Genomic DNA, 19,088 nt, shown 5'->3' on the forward strand with positions numbered 1-19,088 from the left:
CTAGTTTTAATCCAAGCTGTTGTTTAACTCCACATTTAAGGCTCCCGGTTGCCCATCCTGAGTCAGGGCCTGGGCTTCAATGCGAACCGCCTCATAATCCCCGGGGCTGGTAAACCGGACCACCGCCTCTCCGTTTGCATCGGTCTGGATGTTTGGGTTCCAGTAAAGGGTTGCTGGTTGTTGCTTGCGGAGTTTGCGGTTGTCCTGGCGGTATTCCAAATAATCCTGGTAGGTAAGGCTGGATTCAAATCCTTTAAAAGTGATCATCGCGTCCTTCCTTCGTATATACTCTCCTCCTGAACCACTTCGGGTATAAACCGCAAGAATTGCACCTGTACCTCTACTTCCATAAATGGAGGCATCGGAATTTGACAATACCTCTATGCGCTCTACATCTGTAATTGGCACCAAATCGTAAGGATCCTGATTAGCGACTAACAACAAACCGTCCACAACCCATCTTATAGGTCCTGGGGGAGCACCTATGACATTGATATTTGGGGATGTGAAAATATCTCCCGAAACATAAATCCCGGGCACGCGTTGCAAGAGATCTCCAAATGATATGGCAGGTTTATTGGGATCTTGTCGGACAACCTTCCTGAGCTTAATTCCATAGGTAGAAGGAGTTTCATTGACTACCTCCTTTTTCTTGGCCGTAACCGTCGTTTCTGCAAGTTGGATCAGGCCTGTTGTATCGATCACAGCCCAGGGCGTCGTTTCTATTACTTCGTTTTTCTTCCGTGTCAATGGCGCAATTTTCTTCTTGAAAATCTCGTCGTGCAACTGTTCGAAGCGAACCAGGCTACTTTTGGTATCTTCTCCCTTTGTCCTGAATATCAAGGGAACTTCACCTGCAAAATCTATTTCATCCAATTTAAGAATACCGGAGCCATCTGTTTCTACTACAGAAATAAACAGATCTTCATCGGTAGAAGACATAACCTGGACTTCTGTATTACGGAGGAGTTCATTATTCAGGTCATAAACATATCCTATTAATTCCAGCCCGGTTTGTACCGGGAATTCAATGGCTTCAGGATATGTGGATATTTGATCCTGATCGCTGGAAGCCAATAACCGTAAATCTTCCAGAAACAGCGATTTACGGACAACCCCGACATCGGCGCTGGCCGGGACGGGCCGCAACATATCGACCAGGTTGGGCTGACTCGCTTGCTCATTTCGGGTTATGGCCAGGGAAATCTCGGTTTGCACCGGATTTCCGTCGGCATCCGTCAATTTGACTGTGTATTCGTTCTCGCCCCCTTGATTCAGATTTTGTCGGGTAGGTACTAATTCAAGGTTTAAGGCTTTAGACACCTCGATGTGTACTGGCCGGGAAGCTTTAACCGCTTCCTCCTCATTCCGAACTTCAAAAGTCAGCAGACCAACTGGGAGTGCATTTTTAGGAATTTCGAGATCGGCCTGACCATTGCGCTGAAATTCAATTTCCTGTTCAAATAGCTGCCGATCTCCCCTTTTTCCTACTAGGTAGAGCCGCTCCTGATTGCCAACTCTGTGGATTCGTAAACGAACACCATCGGACTCCAGACTATTGACTCGTAAGCTAACCCCTTGGTCAGAAGCATTGGGCAGGGCATAAACAGCCCCATTTTCCAGAACGAGCTCATAATTGGCACCAGATTGAGGGGTGTAGGTTATCATCCCTAAACCTGCTGCATAGTTCTCCAATCGGGAAATGGTTTTTCCCTGATCGTCACGTACTGTCCCGTTCCAACTTACCGGATTGCCGTTGGCATCGGATGCTCGAATCACGAGTTTATTATTGACTCCAGCAATGAGTTGGCCCCCTTCCGGGTAAAATGTAATTCCAGCAGCCTGGGCGAGGTTTTGGGATGAGCTGCTAACTTCCTCCCCATCGGTAATTCGTATCTGCCGGCTGAAATACTGGTCTTTGCCGTAATTCTGCATCCAGCGGGTATAGGCCTTAATGGTGTAGGTTTCCGGGTCCAGATCGTCGGGAATCGGTATGCTTCCCCCTGCTGTACCCGCTTCCAGGGGATAATAGTAGGAATTCAGGAGTTCTTCATTAGTATCCAACAGATCAACACGCAGCACTTTACTCTGGCTTACCCGTAATTTCCTGGGGCCAGTCATCGCATATGCTTTAAAAAAGATATAATCCCCAGCCTGGGCCTCGAGCCGGTCGGTGTGCAGGTAAATACGTTCCTCCCAATTGATCAGGGAATCGATGACTTCCTGGGATTGCAAAAGCGTTTCAGCAGCTCCGATCCAGGATGCCTGTTCCTCAGGTTCTGAATATTGTGCGGTTAAAAATAAGTTAGCGCCACACAGGGCAAAAAGCAGGGTAAAGATCCTTTTTTGCATAGCTATCAGTTTTGTTAAAAGATAGTATCCAAACGTGAGAATCGGATGGCAATTAGGAAAAGTTTAAGAGGGCTACTCCGGATATTCCACCCGTAAATGATAGATGTTCGTCAGGCGTTGTTTGAGGACTTTTTTGACCGTCTCAATTTCCCGGAAAGTAATGTCGGCATTGATGAATTGTCCGGCCTGAACCTGCCCGCCAACAATCTTGTCTACGAATTCCTCAATGATGGTATAGCTAGGATTTACGAGGCTTTTCGAGGCTGCTTCCACAGAATCGGCCATCATCAGAATAGCGGTTTCGCGGGAGAACGGAATAGGTCCGGGATAGCGGAACTTCTTCTCTTCCACTTCCTCTCCCTGCATTTCCTTTGCCTTCTTGTAGAAATAGTAAACCATGGTAGTTCCGTGGTGCGTCCGGATAAAATCGATTACACGGTCAGGAATTTTATACTTGCGTGCGAGTTCTATTCCCTCGATAACATGGGAGAGGATTATCCGTGCACTCTCCTGGGGATCCAGTTCGTCGTGCGGGTTTATGTTGGTAATCTGGTTCTCCGTGAAATATGTGGGATTGTTCATTTTCCCCACATCGTGATACAGGGCCCCTACTCGGGTAAGCATGGCGTTCGCGCCTATTTCATTTGCTGCCGCCTCTGCAAGGTTAGCCACCTGGAGGGAATGGTTGAACGTACCAGGGGCTTTGGTGGAGAGTTCTTTCAGCAATTTGGAATTGGTATCGGACAGCTCCAGCAGGCTCACATCGGATACCATCCCAAAGATCTTCTCATATATATAGATCAGGGGTTGCACAAAAAGGGTGAGCATCCCATTGAGCAGGAAGAATCCAAAGTTTACCCAAACGACATTCTGAATATTTCCCTCGTGGATAATGTGAAAGGCAAAATAGCCCAGGATGTAAATAAGGGTAATCTGCCCAACTGAAATAAAGAGGTTGGCCCGCTTGTACAATTCGGAAACAGTCAGGATAGTAACGATACCTGCCATTATTTGCAGGAAGATATACTCAAAGCTATTCGGCACTACAAATCCAAGGATCAGCACCGTAAGTACATGAACAAATAGTCCCAACCGGGCATCGAAAAACGTCTTTAGAATTAAAGGCAGCACGCATAGCGGAACTACAAAGACGTAAGCATCGTCGTATTTGATCACCAGGTTGGTCAAAAAGACCATGATCAGGATATTGACAAAAATAAAGGTGAGCTTGACGTTATTCTGGTAGACCTGTGGCCGGTATTTCTTTAAGAATAACAGGAGCATCAACAATACCAGAGCCACCAATATGGTGTATCCGCCCAGGATCAGGTACTGATTGTTTTCTGACCATAGTTCCGACTCATACTCCCCACTTAAGGATTGGAGAATATTGAAATTCTCGGCTTCCACAACCTCTCCGCGGGCGATTACCAGTGCGCCCTCATCTACATTACCCCGTGTTAAGGAGATTCGGGATAGCTCTTCTTCTAACTCCCTGGCGGTTAACGCTTCGTCGCGGCTAACATTGGGCTGGACTACACGAAAAAACAAGTCCTGATAGCGATTGGTAAACGAAGCATATCCCGCTCGTAATTCCTGACGTAACCAGGAATTTATGTCCCCCATTCGCAAGAGCCGGTCTGCGTCCATCCCACTGGCCTCATTATCGCGAACCAGGTAAATACGATCTGTGTTTGGGGGTGCATTGCCATCCCATATCCCGTTTACATACAAGCTGTCTAGCAAGGCCAATCCGCGTTGTCGCAATTGGTTCCAACTGCGGGTATCAAATTCCTGCGGGTTGAAATATTCCGAGAAACTACGGTCAAATTCCTGATAGACCTGCTGTTCTATTTGGGTATCGAAACGGTAGTAAGGAATTTGCTGTGCGCGGATTTCTTCCCGCTCACGCTCTAGTTCCTCTGCGCTTTTATTGATGGAAAAGTCAAAAGGAGCATACAGGTTTTCGTATTGCCAGGGTTTTCCCTTTTGAAATTCGTACTTGAACTGTCCTCCGCGGGGAAAGAAAAAAACAATGGCTGCCACCGTAACCAAATGGAGCACATACTTATATATCAGGGATTGGGAACGGTAAAAAGAATCCAGGCTTCGGGCCATGTTCGCGCTTATTAATCCAAAAATAGGAAAATCCCCTGGCTTGCCCGCGTCGCGGATAGCTACAACCGGAGGATATTTAGTATTTTCGCCCCATAAAATCCCAAGAGATGAAAGAGGTTGTCATTGTATCTGCCGTACGAACTCCAATCGGGAGTTTCATGGGTAGTCTTTCTACCATTCCCGCGCCTAAACTAGGTGCCATTGCCATAAAAGGTGCACTGGACAAAGCTGGTCTGGATCCTTCAGCAGTAGAAGAGGTCCTGATGGGTCATGTTGTACAAGCTGGTGCCGGTCAAGCCCCTGCCCGTCAGGCCGCGATTTATGCCGGGATTCCTGATACCGTCCCATGTACCACTGTAAACAAGGTTTGCGCTTCAGGAATGAAGGCTATTATGCAGGCCGCTCAGAGTATTGCCCTGGGGCATGCCTCTGTTATCGTTGCAGGGGGAATGGAAAATATGAGCCTTATCCCCCATTATATGCATCTGAGGACCAGTACCAAATTCGGTCCTGCCAAAATGGAAGATGGGATGCAGAAAGACGGTTTGGTAGATGTTTATGACCAACAGGCCATGGGAGTTTGCGCCGATGCGTGCGCGGATAAATACGAATTTAGCCGGGAGGATCAGGATGCCTATGCCATTCAGTCGTATACCCGTTCCGCCGAAGCCTGGAAATCCGGGCATTTTGCGGAAGAAGTGGTCCCGGTACCTGTTCCCCAACGCAAGGGAGATCCGGTACTTTTTTCGGAAGATGAAGAGTACAAAAATGTATTCATGGATAAAATCCCGAAGCTGCGACCTGCCTTTACCAAAGAGGGAACAGTTACGGCCGCTAACGCCTCTACCATTAATGATGGGGCAGCTGCACTGGTCCTGATGAGTGCAGAAAAGGCTGAGGCAATGGGGATTAAGCCAATTGCCGCAATTCGCGGCTTTGCAGACGCTGCACAGGAGCCCAAGTGGTTCACTACGGCGCCCGCTAAAGCCCTGCCGCTGGCTTTGGACCGTGCTGGTGTAAGCATTGAGGATATCGATTACTTCGAATTCAATGAAGCCTTCAGCGTGGTAGGATTGGCCAATATCAAACTACTCTCTCTGGACGACTCCAATGTCAATGTAAATGGGGGAGCCGTTTCATTGGGACACCCCCTGGGTTGTTCGGGGGCGAGAATTACCGTAACCCTCGCACATATCTTAAACCAGCGAGAGGCCCGATACGGGGCAGCTGCTATTTGCAATGGAGGTGGAGGAGCTTCGGCTCTGGTGATCGAACGCTTATAATCGAGCGAAGCTAGCAGGATGCGCTACGGAATCTGTCCCTTGAGTTTAGTACCCGTATTCGAAGAACGGGAACAGGGAAAAATGCTCACCCAACTCTTATACGGGGAGCTGTTTAAGATTCTGGACAGTCGCAAAAACCATTATCGCATCCGGGTCCAACTCGATAAGACAGAGGGTTGGATACGCAAGGATCAGGCAGCGGAATTAGAAGAAGCTGTATGGGAAGAAACGCTCAAGTCTTCTATGGGCGCTTGTACGCAGGATCTTTTCAGCCATATTATCAATGAAGAAGGCATCCTCTTCCCGGTTGCTATTGGCGCCAATGCAGTACGTGCATCGCTAATGGATCATCGGTTCGAAGGAGATTCCTCCATCCCGGCAAAGGACCGGGAGCACCTTATCTCTCAGGCTTTATTACTGCTGAATAGCCCTGAAATGCCAGGGGGCCGTTCTCCTTTGGGAATAGACGCTGGGGGATTTACCCAACTGGTTTATAAGTGTTGTGGTTATGCCCTGGATCGAAACCCTCAGCAACAGGCCCTGCAAGGCGATGCCCTGAGTTTTATCGAGGAAAGTGAGCCCGGGGATTTGGCGTTTTTCGATGGCCCGGACGGAGCGATAGATCATGTGGGCATTATCATGAAAAACAATTACATCATTCACGTTCACGGGCAGGTGCGTATCGATCGCATTGACCATAGCGGCATCTTCAATACGCAGCTCCGCAGGTATACCCACCCTTTGCGGGTAATCAAAAAATTGCTGTAAAAAGAAAACCCCAGGTAGTTTCCCAGGGTTTCTAATTGCTTGGATTAGCGGATAAACCTTATTCTCCGAGGAGTTTTTTCATCCTCATGAAGTTTTCGTTATCTCCTAATGCACCATAGATATTCTTAAGCTGGGTAAGAATTCCCTGGTTTTCAGGATTGTTCTTCAGGGCCTCTTCCAGGATGGTAGCACCTTCCTGAAACAGCGCGTCTTTTTTCGCCTTTAGCTCATCGTATTTAGCAATGTCGTCACGGGATGTTCCGAGTTCATTCATTGCATCGATAAGGGAGTTCCCTTCATTCACATAAGTGGTAGAAAGGTTCAGCTGGGCATTGGTGTACCCGGGGTTAATCTCAATGGCCTTTTTAAAAGAAGCCCGTGCTTCTTCCATATTGCCCTGCTCCATATTGATTACACCAATATTGTAGTGCAGATCGGCATTGTCTGGCTCCATTTGAGCTGCCTCAGTCATTAACTCCTTGAACTTGTCCTTATCTCCCATTTGGTAATAGAGATTGGCCTGGTTCAGGACGAGGTTTACATCGTCAGGATTATCGGCGCGGGCCTCCGCATAGGCGGCAAGCGCTTCGTCATTCTTTCCTAACTGATTGTAAATAAGCGCAATGTTCTTGACAATTTCAGATTTCTTAGAGGGTTGCTTTTCCTCAGTAGGATTGGTATAAGTACCGGATTTAACCATGAGGTCGCGCTGTTGCTTACTCATTTCCTCCGCTTCTCCGGTTTCTACATTAACCGCTTTGTATACTACAGAACTACCATCGTATCCAATTTCTTTCAGCTCCTTGTAAAAATCCAGGGCGCGTTCGTAGGTTCCACCCTGAACCGCACTACTGGCTGCATAATACAGGTAGATAGTGTCGGCGGGATTAATGGAATAGGCCGTGTAAAGTTTCTCGGCCGCAGCTTCGAAATTATTGTTGCCGTTATCAGCAACGGCAGCGTTAACCAGCTCGGCAGACAGGGATTGCATTACCTGTTGTGCTTCACCACTGTATTTGGCTTTACCACTGGCCTCCTCAATCTCAACCACTTTTTTCAAAGCTTCTACAGCTCCTGCGAAAGCTTCGGTATCTCCCTTCTTTCCAAGGTCCGCTTTGGCTTTACCCATAACGACATAGTATTGCGCCTGCATTTTGGGATCTGCACTTGCAATAGTACCTGAAGCGCCCTCGAGGGCAGCAACAGCCTCAGCCGATCTACCGTCTTTGAGCGATTTCTCAGCTGCTTTGATTTCGTCTTTTTGTGCCATTCCCACTGTAGATATTAACAGTGCAAAAAGCAACATCAATGTATTTCTCATGAAGTTAGCGTTTGTATTAAAAATTTAGGATTTACAAATATAAGGCATTCCAGATGAAGGAATTGCGTGATTAATCTTCTCCGGATTCCTCTCCGGAATCTTCAGACTCCGTGGCAGTATTATCAAGAGCCGTGCCATCTTCGGTCTGTACCTCGATGTTATGGAGCTCTGTTTCGTCCAGTTCGTCTTCGTCTTTCATGACCTTGGCAACCGCGGCAATCGAATCATCCCCTTTCAGGTTGATCAGGCGAACCCCCTGGGTTGCACGCCCCATGGTGCGCAGGTCTTCAACACTCATTCGGATGGCGATCCCTGATTTGTTGATGATCATCAAATCGTCGGAGTCGCTCACGTTTTTAATGGCGACCAAACCTCCGGTTTTATCCGAAATCGAAATGGTTTTTACCCCTTTTCCACCCCGGTTGGTGATGCGGTAGTCTTCAATGCTCGATCGCTTTCCATATCCGTTCTCGGAAACAACCAGGATGTCCTCATCGAAGTTGTGGACACTCACCATGCCGATGACTTCGTCGTCGTCGGAGGCAAGGGTTATACCGCGTACACCGGAAGCATTTCTTCCCATTGGACGCGTTTTGCTTTCCTCAAAACGGATGGCTTTCCCGGACTTCAGACCCAGGAAAATCTGGCTGGAACCGGTCGTGAGTTTTGCTTCGAGCAACTCATCTTCCTCTCGTATGTTAATGGCGATGATCCCGTTCTGTCGCGGACGGCTGTACTGCTCCAGCGAAGTCTTCTTAACCACCCCTTTCTTGGTAGCCATAATAACATAATGCGAATTGACGTACTCCTCGTCTTTCAGGTCCCTTGTGCAAATGAATGCCTTAACCTTGTCGTCCTGTGCAATATTGATCAGGTTCTGGATGGCACGACCTTTAGAAGTTCGGGAACCTTCTGGGATTTCGAATACCCGCAGCCAGTAACATTGCCCCTTCTGGGTAAAGAAGAGCATGTACTGGTGGTTCGTACTCACAAAGAGATGCTCAAGGAAATCCTCGTTTCGGGTGGCAGAGGCCTTTTGCCCTACACCCCCACGATTCTGAGTTTTGTATTCCGTAAGTGGCGTACGCTTGATATACCCGGCGTGGGAGATGGTAATAACCACTTGCTCGTCGGGGATCATATCCTCGATACTGAGGTCTCCTCCGGCGTAATTGATTTCAGAGCGACGGGTATCCCCGTACTTTTCCTTAACCTCTAGCAATTCCTCCTTGATAATATCCATACGGCGTTCCTCACGCTCCAGGATATCCTTCAAATCCGCTATTCGCGCAATGGTTTCGTCGTACTCAGTGCGCAATTTATCCTGTTCCAGACCCGTAAGCTGTCGCAAACGCATCTCGACAATGGCACGCGCCTGAACTTCTGTCAGTTCAAAGCGCTTCATCAGATTCTCGCGGGCCTCCTCTGCGTTGGATGAGCCCCGGATAATCGCAATTACCTCGTCAATATTATCGGAGGCGATGATCAGCCCTTCTAAGATGTGCGCCCGGTCTTCGGCCTTTTTAAGTTCATACCGCGTTCGTCGCACAACTACATCGTGACGGTGATCTACGAAATGCCCGATGAGCTCCTTTAGGTTTAGCAATTGCGGCCGGCCTTCTACCAGGGCAATATTATTAACACTGAAGGAGGATTGAAGCGCGGTGTATTTATATAAGGTGTTCAGAACGATATTGGGGATGGCATCCCTTTTAAGGATGTAGACAATCCGCATCCCCTTTCGGTTGGATTCATCGCGGATATTGCTGATCCCCTCGATCTTTTTGTCATTGATCAGGTCGACCGTCTTTTTGATCATGTCGGCCTTATTTACCTGATATGGGATCTCAGTAACGATGATGCATTCCCGACCCTGAACTTCTTCGAATTCGGCCTTGGCGCGCATGACAACACGTCCCCGTCCTGTCATAAAGGCTTCCTTAACCCCTTCATAACCGTAGATTATTCCCCCTGTGGGAAAATCGGGGGCTTTCACGTGTTCCATGAGGCCTTCCACCTCAATATCCCGATTGTCTATGTAGGCGATCGTACCATCGACCACTTCTGAAAGGTTGTGCGGCGGCATATTGGTAGCCATACCCACGGCGATACCGCTGGTACCGTTCACAAGGAGGTTTGGAATACGCGTTGGCAGTACTACGGGCTCCTCCAGGGAGTCGTCGAAGTTCAATTGGTGGTCTACGGTTTCCTTGTCGATATCGGAGAGCATCTCCTCGGCAATCTTTTGCATACGGGCCTCCGTATATCGCATAGCTGCCGGGCTGTCCCCGTCAATAGAACCGAAATTCCCCTGTCCATCGACCAGCATGTAGCGCAGGCTCCATTCCTGGGCCATACGCACCATTGTATCGTAAACCGAGGAGTCCCCGTGCGGGTGATACTTACCCAAAACCTCCCCGACAATACGCGCAGATTTCTTGTGGGAACTATTGGCACGCACTCCCAATTCGTGCATTCCATAGAGCACTCTTCGGTGAACTGGTTTTAGCCCATCCCGCACATCTGGCAGGGCACGTGACACTATGACCGACATCGAGTAATCGATGTAGGCCGATTTCATCTCATCCTCTATGTTAATGGGGATCAATTTTTCTCCTTCCGCCATCTCTTAAATCTATTCCGTTTTTGAGGTTAAAATATCATGCCAATATACGGAAAATCGAAGCCTTTGCTGAAGGTCCCAAGGCATTTATTAAATAATTTATCAACATCAAAACAGGGGGTCAGGGTTAATAAATTCGTTGTTAATTTTTTGGTAAAGCATGGGTTTTTTCGTCATTTAGGAGGGCTTTATCGAATATAGGTATGGTATTTGACGTTCTAACAGATACTTTTACTAATTTTAAAACAGAATCTGGAGGAGTCGTATGGATGACAATTTTTCACCAAGAGTAAAGGACGTAATTGCTTACAGCAAAGAGGAAGCGCTTCGCTTAGGCCATGATTTTATCGGCACCGAACATCTTATGTTGGGTTTGTTGCGCGATGGAAATGGCAAAGCGATCAGCATCCTTGATGCATTGGAGGTAGACCTGGATCATTTGCGCCGGAAGGTGGAAATATTGAGTCCGGCAAACCCGAATGCCGGGGGTCATCCTAAAGATAAGAAGAACCTGCACCTGACCCGTCAGGCAGAAAGGGCTTTGAAAACTACTTTTCTGGAGGCCAAATTGTTTCAGAGTTCTTCGATCAACACGGCGCATTTGCTGCTGTGTATCCTCCGTAACGAGAACGACCCAACCACCAAGTTACTCCACAAGCTCAAAGTGGATTACGACGGGGTTAAAGAGCAATTTAAAAGTATGATCACCAGCGACGACGACTACACCGATAGTCCTACCGCGGAATCTTTCCCCAGCGACTCTGACGAAGGCGGAGAATCCAAGGAAGGATCCTTTAGCGGTGCAGGCACCCAGAAAGGCAATAAAAAATCCAAGACCCCTGTCCTGGATAATTTCGGTCGGGACCTGACGCGCCTGGCCGAAGAAAATAAATTAGATCCTGTAGTCGGGCGGGAAAAAGAGATTGAGCGCGTAAGCCAAATCCTGAGCCGTCGTAAAAAGAATAACCCCCTGCTCATCGGAGAACCCGGAGTGGGAAAAAGCGCCATCGCAGAAGGTCTGGCGCTGCGCATCATCAATAAAAAGGTTAGCCGCATCCTCTACAACAAGCGTGTGGTTACCCTGGATCTTGCTTCCCTGGTTGCAGGTACCAAATACCGCGGACAGTTCGAAGAGCGGATGAAAGCCGTTATGAACGAACTGGAGAAGAACGACGACGTTATTCTCTTTATCGATGAGATCCATACCATAGTTGGGGCTGGTGGGGCTACCGGAAGCCTGGATGCTTCCAATATGTTCAAACCAGCCTTGGCGCGTGGGGAAATCCAATGTATCGGTGCCACTACCCTGGATGAGTATCGGCAGTATATCGAGAAGGACGGGGCCCTGGAGCGACGTTTCCAGAAGGTCATGGTAGAACCTACTACGGTAGAAGAGACCATTGAGATCCTCAAAAATATCCGTGGGAAGTACGAAGACCACCACAACGTAAACTATACCGATGAGGCGCTGGTTGCCTGTGTAAAGCTTACCAACCGTTATATGACGGATCGCTTCCTCCCGGACAAGGCCATTGATGCCATGGACGAGGCAGGTTCCCGGGTACACATAGTAAATATGGATGTCCCCAAACAAATCCTGGAGTTGGAGAAACAACTGGATGAAGTGCGGGAACTCAAGAATAGCGTAGTCAAGAAACAGCGCTACGAAGAAGCGGCTAAACTGCGGGACGACGAAAAACGCCTCGAAAAGGACTTGGCCGCTGCCCAGGAAAAATGGGAGGAGGACAGTAAAATGCACCGGGAAACGGTAGATGAGGACAATGTGGCAGATGTGGTCTCCATGATGAGTGGCATCCCTGTTAACCGGATTGCGCAGACCGAAAGCAATAAGCTCGCGGAACTACCCGAGCTGATCAAAGGGAACGTTATTGGCCAGGACGAGGCAGTAGCCAAAGTTGCCAAGGCCATCCAGCGAAATCGCGCCGGGCTCAAGGATCCGAACAAACCCATTGGAAGTTTTATATTTCTCGGACAGACCGGTGTGGGTAAAACTCAGCTGGCCAAGGTGTTAGCTAAAGAATTATTCGATTCAGAAGATGCGTTGATTCGTATCGACATGAGTGAATACATGGAGAAATTTGCCATTTCCCGTTTGGTAGGGGCACCTCCCGGATATGTAGGATACGAAGAAGGCGGGCAGCTTACTGAAAAAGTTCGCCGCAAGCCCTATTCCGTAATCCTCCTGGACGAGGTGGAAAAGGCGCACCCGGATGTGTTCAATATGCTGTTACAGGTGCTGGACGATGGTTTCCTGACAGATAGTTTGGGACGTAAGGTGGATTTCCGCAATACGATCATAATCATGACCTCGAATATCGGGGCACGTCAGCTGAAGGATTTTGGACAGGGTGTTGGTTTTGGTACCTCGGCCAAAAAGTCCCAGGCAGAAAGTCACCAGAAGAGTGTCATTGAAAATGCGCTGAAGAAGGCTTTTGCTCCTGAATTCCTGAACCGGATCGACGATGTTATCGTCTTTAATCCATTGGAGCGTGAGGACATTCATAAAATTATAGATATCGAACTGCGTAAGCTCTTTGCACGCATCAAGGATATCGGATATGATCTCAAGCTTTCCAATAAGGCTAAGGATTACATCGCCGAAAAAGGCTTTGACAAGCAGTATGGAGCACGTCCTTTGAAACGGGCGATCCAGAAATACATCGAAGATGCCCTGGCAGAGGAAATTGTCAACTCCAAGCTTCAGGATGGGGACCAGATCTCCATGGACCTGCACAAGGACGAAGACAGGCTCACCATTACTATTAAAAAGCCAAAGGAGTCCTCTCAGGATAAATCCTCTAAAGAGGCTTCCTGATCCCGTGTAATCCATTGATTTGGGTTCGATTCACGGAATCGATGTAGGATAAAACTTTAAAAGGAGTCGTAGGTTACGACTCCTTTTTTTATGCGCTCTTCTCCCCCTGCGTAGGAAAACCGGGACAAGTCCGTCAGTGGCCTGCCGATTATGCGATATTTAGGTCGATTATCTAAAATTTTTCCTTTCCCCCTGCCTTACAGATACATTCGCCTTAGAGACACTAAACTATTGGGAATGAAATTGGGACCGACACGCAAAACCGTGATCGTCAAAGAATACATCCTGGACGTAGGTAAGATTCAGGTATTCGAAGATTACATGGTGGCGCTTTTCGACGAAGGCGCGACACTTACCCTGGAAAGGGCCTATCAACTTATCGGAATTTCCGAGATCCACTTCAGAGGAAAAAACTACGGAATTATAAATCTCAGGCGAAATTCTATCGCAGTAGAACCGATCATCTATACCTATTTAAGGGAACTGGAGAATTTAAAGGCTTTTGCTATTGTATCTACCAAAGATGTGGATATGCATAACTTCAACATCGAGAAGATGTTTTACAAGAAAGCCATGAAGTTCTTTATCGATTCCAAGAATGCCATTGCCTGGGTCAAGCGGAGGGTAAAACAGTAGTTATCCTTTATTCTTCTTTGGCCGCTTCTTCCTGTGGCGGACCCGATTCGGCCGTTTGGAAAAGCGAAACAAAGGCGGGACCTATTCCTGAAATTATATCCCCGGCCGTGAGGGCCTCATAGCCCAATTTTTGTACCCCAATATCTGCAGATAGTCCATGCAGGTAAACCCCTGCCAATGCGGCCTGAACAGGCTCGTATCCCTGTGCGAGCAAGCCGCCTATCATCCCAGCCAGCACATCCCCGCTCCCAGCGGTTGCCATACCCGGATTCCCGCTGGTATTGAAAAAGCCGTGATGTTGGTCCAGGACCAGGGTATGGGCTCCTTTCAGGACTAAAATACAGCTGTACTGTTTCACAAAATTCCGGGCCTTTTCCAACTTATCCGCGTCGCTGGTCCAATTTCCTACCATCCGGGCAAATTCACCGGGATGCGGGGTTAAAATACTGCCCGCTGGCACGCTATTAAATCCCTCCGGGTTTTGGGAAAGGATGTTCAGGGCGTCTGCATCCAGCACCACGGGTTGCTTCCATTGTTTTAGCCACGGAACAAATGCATCCGCAGTTACCTTAGCGGTACCTAAACCCATCCCGGCCACCAGGGTAAATTTCCCGGCTTGAGGAAAATCCGTCAGTTGCTTTTTGCCCTTGCCGGTTCGGACCATTACTTCGGGCAAATTGCCTTGCAGGATATCCACCCCACATTGCGGGGTCCAGGCGGTAACTTTTCCCGCACCGCTGCGAAGCCCTCCGCGCGCCGCGAGTTGTAAGGCTCCCATAGTCCCATAGGAACCGCCAACCACCCACAGATGACCAAAACTACCTTTGTGCGTAAACTTCTGACGTGGCCTGTAAAGGGAGCGGATCAGCCCGGCGCCATAGCCAGAAAACTCCGTTTGTACTGCGTCCGTATATTCCCGGGCCAACCCGATATCCAGTACCGTCCACTGGCCTACCGCTGATCCGGTTTCCGGAAGAAAAAAAGTGAGCTTTGGGGCTCCAAAGGTCAATGTATGTTGAGCATGTACCATGGATAACCCATTTTGCGCCGGATCAAAATCACTGAAATCCGCTGGCATCCCTGATGGCAGATCAATGGCCAGAACAAACAATCCGCTACTATTGATTTGATCGATAACAGATTTCATCCAGGGATCGGGGACACGACTCAGCCCAATGCCAAAGATGGCGTCGACCAGAATGCCCTGGGGATCCATAGCGGGTAAGGCCTGTCCGGATTCCAGGGTCGTTGGCCATACTTTGCGCTGTTTAAGTGCCTGGAGGTTTTCCAGGAAATCAGGCGACCGCTTTGGATGGTAGTCTACGATAAACACCTCGATATGATAGCCATGCTCCGCTAAATGTCGGGCGATAACCAGCCCGTCTCCCCCATTATTGCCAATCCCACAGAGCAGGTAAATAGGAACCGGAGAACCCTGCAAGCGTTGGTGGATCCATTCAAAGGCCCGGGTAGCCGCGCGCTCCATGAGCTCCAGACTGCTGATTTGCTGGATTCTGGTAGTCTCTTTATCAGCCTTATAAATCTGTTGCCTGCTTAGTATCTTCATCTTCTTTTAAACATTCTTCTTGCGTTAGCCCCATTTCTTCCTCAAAATAAGTCGAATTTTTAACAAAAAGCGTGGAAGCTTGTGGAGTCCGCAAAAATTTGAGGGGGTTTGTCCGCCCTTCCCAAATAGCCTAATTTTGGCCGGATAGGCCCGTATTATAATGAAAGTCCTGAAATTTGGTGGTTCTTCGGTGGCACATGCCGATGCCATTCGCGCCACCCAGAAAATAGTAGCCAGTTGCGAGCAATCTGTATGGGTAGTGGTATCCGCCTTAGGGGGAATCACGGATTTGCTGTTGGAAGCCTCTCTGGCTGCCTCCAGGAAAGACGCCAAATACCAGGAATTACTCAAGGAAATTGAAGTTCGGCACCTGGAAACCGTAAAAGCCCTGATTCCTCCTGGAAATCAGGCAGCTGTGGTAGGTGAAATTAAAGGACAGATCAACCAGTTGGAATCCTTGCTGGAGGGTGCCTCCCTCATTGGAGAAATTACCCCGAAACTTCAGGACGGCATCGTAAGCTACGGCGAACTGCTTTCCTCCTTTCTGGTCGCTGCTTATTACCGAAGTGAAGGAATGGAAGCCGGTGTAAAGGATAGCCGTGAAATTATCCTGACCGATGAGCATTACGGGAGCGCCCGGGTACAGCAGAGCGCCACATTCAAAGCTATTGCTGAGCTGAAAGCAGCTACAGAAGGAATACTTGTTTTTCCAGGTTTTATTGCCGCTTCAGCTTCGGGAAATACCACTACACTGGGACGCGGGGGATCTGATTTTACCGCGGCACTTTTGGCAGCAGGGGCCGAAGCGGAAATTCTGGAAATCTGGACCGATGTCAGTGGCATGTACACTGCCAACCCCAGGACGGTGAAACAAGCGCGACCCATCCCCTTGATTTCCTACGAGGAAGCTATGGAACTTTCCCATTTTGGAGCAAAGGTCCTGTACCCTCCAACCATCCAACCGGTATTGGAACGCGCTATTCCCATTGCCATTAAAAATACCTTTGCGCCTGAGTCTGCAGGGACCTTAATACACGCTGATGGCAATCCTGAAGGGCGTACGGTAAGGGGAATCAGCCATGTGCCTGACATAGGCTTACTCTCCCTTGAAGGACCCGGGATGGTAGGGGTTCCCGGGATCAGTATGCGTTTTTTCCAAACGCTGTCCGAAGCCGGGATCAACATCGTTTTTATCACCCAGGCCTCTTCTGAGCATTCCATCTGTGTTGGGATTTCACAAAGCCAATCCAAACAGGCCGAAAAGGCAGTCAATGCGGCTTTCGCCTATGAAATCGAACGTGGTAATATCCATCCTGTCGTCAGTGAAACCGGATTGGCGATCATTGCCCTGGTTGGGGATCAAATGAAGGAACACCAGGGGCTCAGCGGAAAGATGTTCAGTGCCCTGGGGCGAAACAATGTCAATATCCGCGCGATAGCCCAGGGAGCATCGGAGCGAAATATTTCCGCCGTGATCGATCAGGCCGATGTCAAGAAAGCGTTGAACACGCTGCACGAGGCCTTTTTCGAGGAACAGGTTAAACAGTTAAACCTGTTTATTGTCGGAGTTGGAAATGTCGGGGCCCGGCTGTTGGATCAGATTCGCCGACAACAGAAGCTGCTTAAGAAAGAAATGCAGTTGCAATTGCGGGTTGTGGGATTGTCGAATTCGCGCAAAATGAATTTCAAAACCTCCGGAATAGACCTGGAATCCTGGGAGGAATACCTCGGGGAGGGTGAAGAGGCCGATCTAGAGTCATTCTTTCAGCGCGTGAGCGCATTGAATTTGAGGAACCCGATCCTGATAGACAACACGGCCAGTGAGACGGTATCCAGCACCTATGCCAAATACCTGAAAAGGAGTATTTCCGTGGTAACCTGTAATAAGCTGGCCTGCTCTTCGGCCTACGAAAATTACTCCCAATTGAAATCGCTCTCACGGCAATATGGTGCCTCCTTCCTCTTCGAAACCAATGTCGGCGCTGGCCTGCCGGTTATTGATACACTGAAAAACCTGGTCCTATCGGGAGATAAGGTGCGTAAAATTCGGGCAGTACTCTCAGGGAGCCTGAACTTTGTTTTTAATACCTATAACGGGGAAAAACCATTCGCCGAGGTAGTCGGCCAGGCCATGGCGGAAGGATACACGGAACCTGACCCCCGCATTGATCTGAGTGGATCGGACGTTATGCGGAAGATCCTGATCCTGGCCCGCGAAAGCGGCTATTCCCTGGATATCGATGAAATATCCAACGAAAGTTTCCTCCCGGCCAAGGCGCAGGCTGCCGAGAGCATTGCTGACTTCCTGCAGGCCCTCGAGGCAGAGGAAGACCATTTTGCCAAGCGCTATGAACAAGCAAACGAATCAGGCGCCCGCTTAAAATACGTGGCGGTATTCGATTCCGGAAAAGCAAGTGTAGGGCTTGAAGCCATCCCGGAAGGTCACGATTTTTACAATCTCTCGGGCAGCGATAACATCGTCCTTTTTTACACGGACAGATATCCGGAACAACCTCTGGTGATCAAGGGTGCAGGGGCAGGTGCGGATGTAACCGCATCCGGACTTTTTGCAGACATAATACGCGTGGGAAATAAATGAAGCCTCAACCATGAAGAAGACGCTCCCTACATCCCTGCCCTATAACCAACCGCTGACCGTGCTTTCCCCGGCCACTATTGCCAACCTGAGCTGTGGCTTCGATGTACTTGGACTGGCGCTTTCCGGTGTGGGCGATACGCTGACGGTAAGCCTAACTACAAATCCGGGGATAGAAATTTCCAAAATTGAAGGGGCGGACCTCCCCAGGGAAACAGATAAGAACGTTGCCGGGGTAGCCCTGAAGGCACTGCTGGAAGCCATCCCGGATTACACGGGGGGCGTAAAACTTCAAATCAGCAAAGGAATCGCACCCGGTAGCGGGATCGGAAGTAGCGCAGCGAGCTCGGCCGGTGCCGTCTGGGCTGTAAATCGTTTATTGGGTGAACTATTCACGCCCGCCGAACTCACTCAATTCGCAATGGAAGGGGAACGCCTGGCCAGTGGTGCTGCCCATGCAGACAACGTGGCCCCTGCCCTCTTCGGCGGGATCACCCTGGTACGCAGTTCAAATCCGCTGGATGTCGTTGCCATTCCTTGCCCTGATGCCTTATATGCCTATGTATTGCACCCGGAAATCGAACTTAAAACTTCAGATTCGCGCAAGGTCCTGAAAACCAGGATCAGCCTTCAGGACGGGATTCGTCAATGGGGAAATGTCGGTGGCCTGGTGGCCGGGTTTTTCCTGGAAGATTACGGGCTCATAAGCCGTTCGCTGGAAGATGTGATTATTGAACCGGTTCGCTCCCTGCTAATTCCCGGATTTTCGGAAATGAAAGAGGCTGCCCTGAAATCAGGTGCCCTTGGCTTCGGCATATCCGGCTCCGGGCCCTCTGTTTTTGCTCTTTGCCAGGGGGCTGATAATTGCCAGCGCGCCGGAGCTGCCATCTCAGAAGCTTTCGAGGGTATTGGTCTCTCCTTTAATACCTATCAGGGACCGGTTAATTCTCAGGGAGTTCAAATAGTTTCTAACGAATAACAAAGTAAG

At 49.1% G+C, this 19,088-nt stretch carries 11 protein-coding genes; 6 read left to right on the top strand and 5 right to left on the bottom strand.

Annotated features, from left to right (window positions below; genetic code table 11):
• Window positions 1–6: 6 nt before the first annotated feature.
• Window positions 7–2,352, bottom strand: coding sequence for a Plug domain-containing protein (locus tag BM318_RS10740; protein ID WP_092982607.1), 2,346 nt, complete (start codon window positions 2,350–2,352; stop codon window positions 7–9).
• A 72-nt stretch (window positions 2,353–2,424) separates the two neighbouring features.
• A complete protein-coding gene (locus BM318_RS10745; protein ID WP_092982608.1) occupies window positions 2,425–4,470 on the bottom strand; it encodes an HD family phosphohydrolase in 2,046 nt (681 codons plus the stop codon).
• Window positions 4,471–4,577: 107 nt separating this feature from the next.
• Between BM318_RS10745 and BM318_RS10750 the strand changes: the two genes are divergently transcribed.
• Together BM318_RS10750 and BM318_RS10755 are read left to right on the top strand one after the other, a co-directional pair.
• The gene (locus BM318_RS10750; RefSeq protein WP_092982609.1) at window positions 4,578–5,753 is read left to right on the top strand and encodes an acetyl-CoA C-acyltransferase; all 1,176 of its coding nucleotides are present in this window, start codon (window positions 4,578–4,580) and stop codon (window positions 5,751–5,753) included.
• An 18-nt stretch (window positions 5,754–5,771) separates the two neighbouring features.
• Window positions 5,772–6,521, top strand: coding sequence for a C40 family peptidase (locus BM318_RS10755; RefSeq protein WP_092982610.1), 750 nt, complete (start codon window positions 5,772–5,774; stop codon window positions 6,519–6,521).
• Window positions 6,522–6,579: 58 nt separating this feature from the next.
• Here BM318_RS10755 and BM318_RS10760 read toward each other — a convergent pair whose 3' ends face one another.
• Window positions 6,580–7,842 (bottom strand): tetratricopeptide repeat protein, encoded by a 1,263-nt coding sequence (locus BM318_RS10760; RefSeq protein ID WP_092982611.1) that lies wholly within the window; start codon window positions 7,840–7,842, stop codon window positions 6,580–6,582.
• Window positions 7,843–7,912: 70 nt separating this feature from the next.
• A complete protein-coding gene (gyrA, locus tag BM318_RS10765; RefSeq protein ID WP_092982612.1) occupies window positions 7,913–10,468 on the bottom strand; it encodes a DNA gyrase subunit A in 2,556 nt (851 codons plus the stop codon).
• 262 nt (window positions 10,469–10,730) lie between these two features.
• Between gyrA and BM318_RS10770 the strand changes: the two genes are divergently transcribed.
• The gene (locus tag BM318_RS10770; protein WP_092982613.1) at window positions 10,731–13,301 is read left to right on the top strand and encodes an ATP-dependent Clp protease ATP-binding subunit; all 2,571 of its coding nucleotides are present in this window, start codon (window positions 10,731–10,733) and stop codon (window positions 13,299–13,301) included.
• 237 nt (window positions 13,302–13,538) lie between these two features.
• Window positions 13,539–13,937, top strand: coding sequence for an STAS/SEC14 domain-containing protein (locus BM318_RS10775; RefSeq protein ID WP_092982614.1), 399 nt, complete (start codon window positions 13,539–13,541; stop codon window positions 13,935–13,937).
• 7 nt (window positions 13,938–13,944) lie between these two features.
• Here the strand turns inward: BM318_RS10775 and BM318_RS10780 are convergent, their stop codons facing one another.
• Entirely contained in the window at window positions 13,945–15,504 is a 1,560-nt protein-coding gene (locus tag BM318_RS10780) for an NAD(P)H-hydrate dehydratase (RefSeq protein ID WP_092982615.1), read from the bottom strand.
• 160 nt (window positions 15,505–15,664) lie between these two features.
• On the opposite strand from BM318_RS10780, the gene thrA reads away from it, so the two are divergent.
• Together thrA and BM318_RS10790 are read left to right on the top strand one after the other, a co-directional pair.
• Window positions 15,665–18,103, top strand: coding sequence for a bifunctional aspartate kinase/homoserine dehydrogenase I (gene thrA, locus BM318_RS10785; RefSeq protein ID WP_092982616.1), 2,439 nt, complete (start codon window positions 15,665–15,667; stop codon window positions 18,101–18,103).
• Window positions 18,104–18,113: 10 nt separating this feature from the next.
• On the top strand, window positions 18,114–19,079 hold the full coding sequence (locus BM318_RS10790; protein WP_092982617.1) for a homoserine kinase: 966 nt from the start codon (window positions 18,114–18,116) through the stop codon (window positions 19,077–19,079).
• Window positions 19,080–19,088: the final 9 nt, after the last annotated feature.

Origin of the sequence: Robiginitalea myxolifaciens (assembly GCF_900115205.1) — a bacterium.
Taxonomy (GTDB): Bacteria; Bacteroidota; Bacteroidia; order Flavobacteriales; family Flavobacteriaceae; genus Robiginitalea; species Robiginitalea myxolifaciens.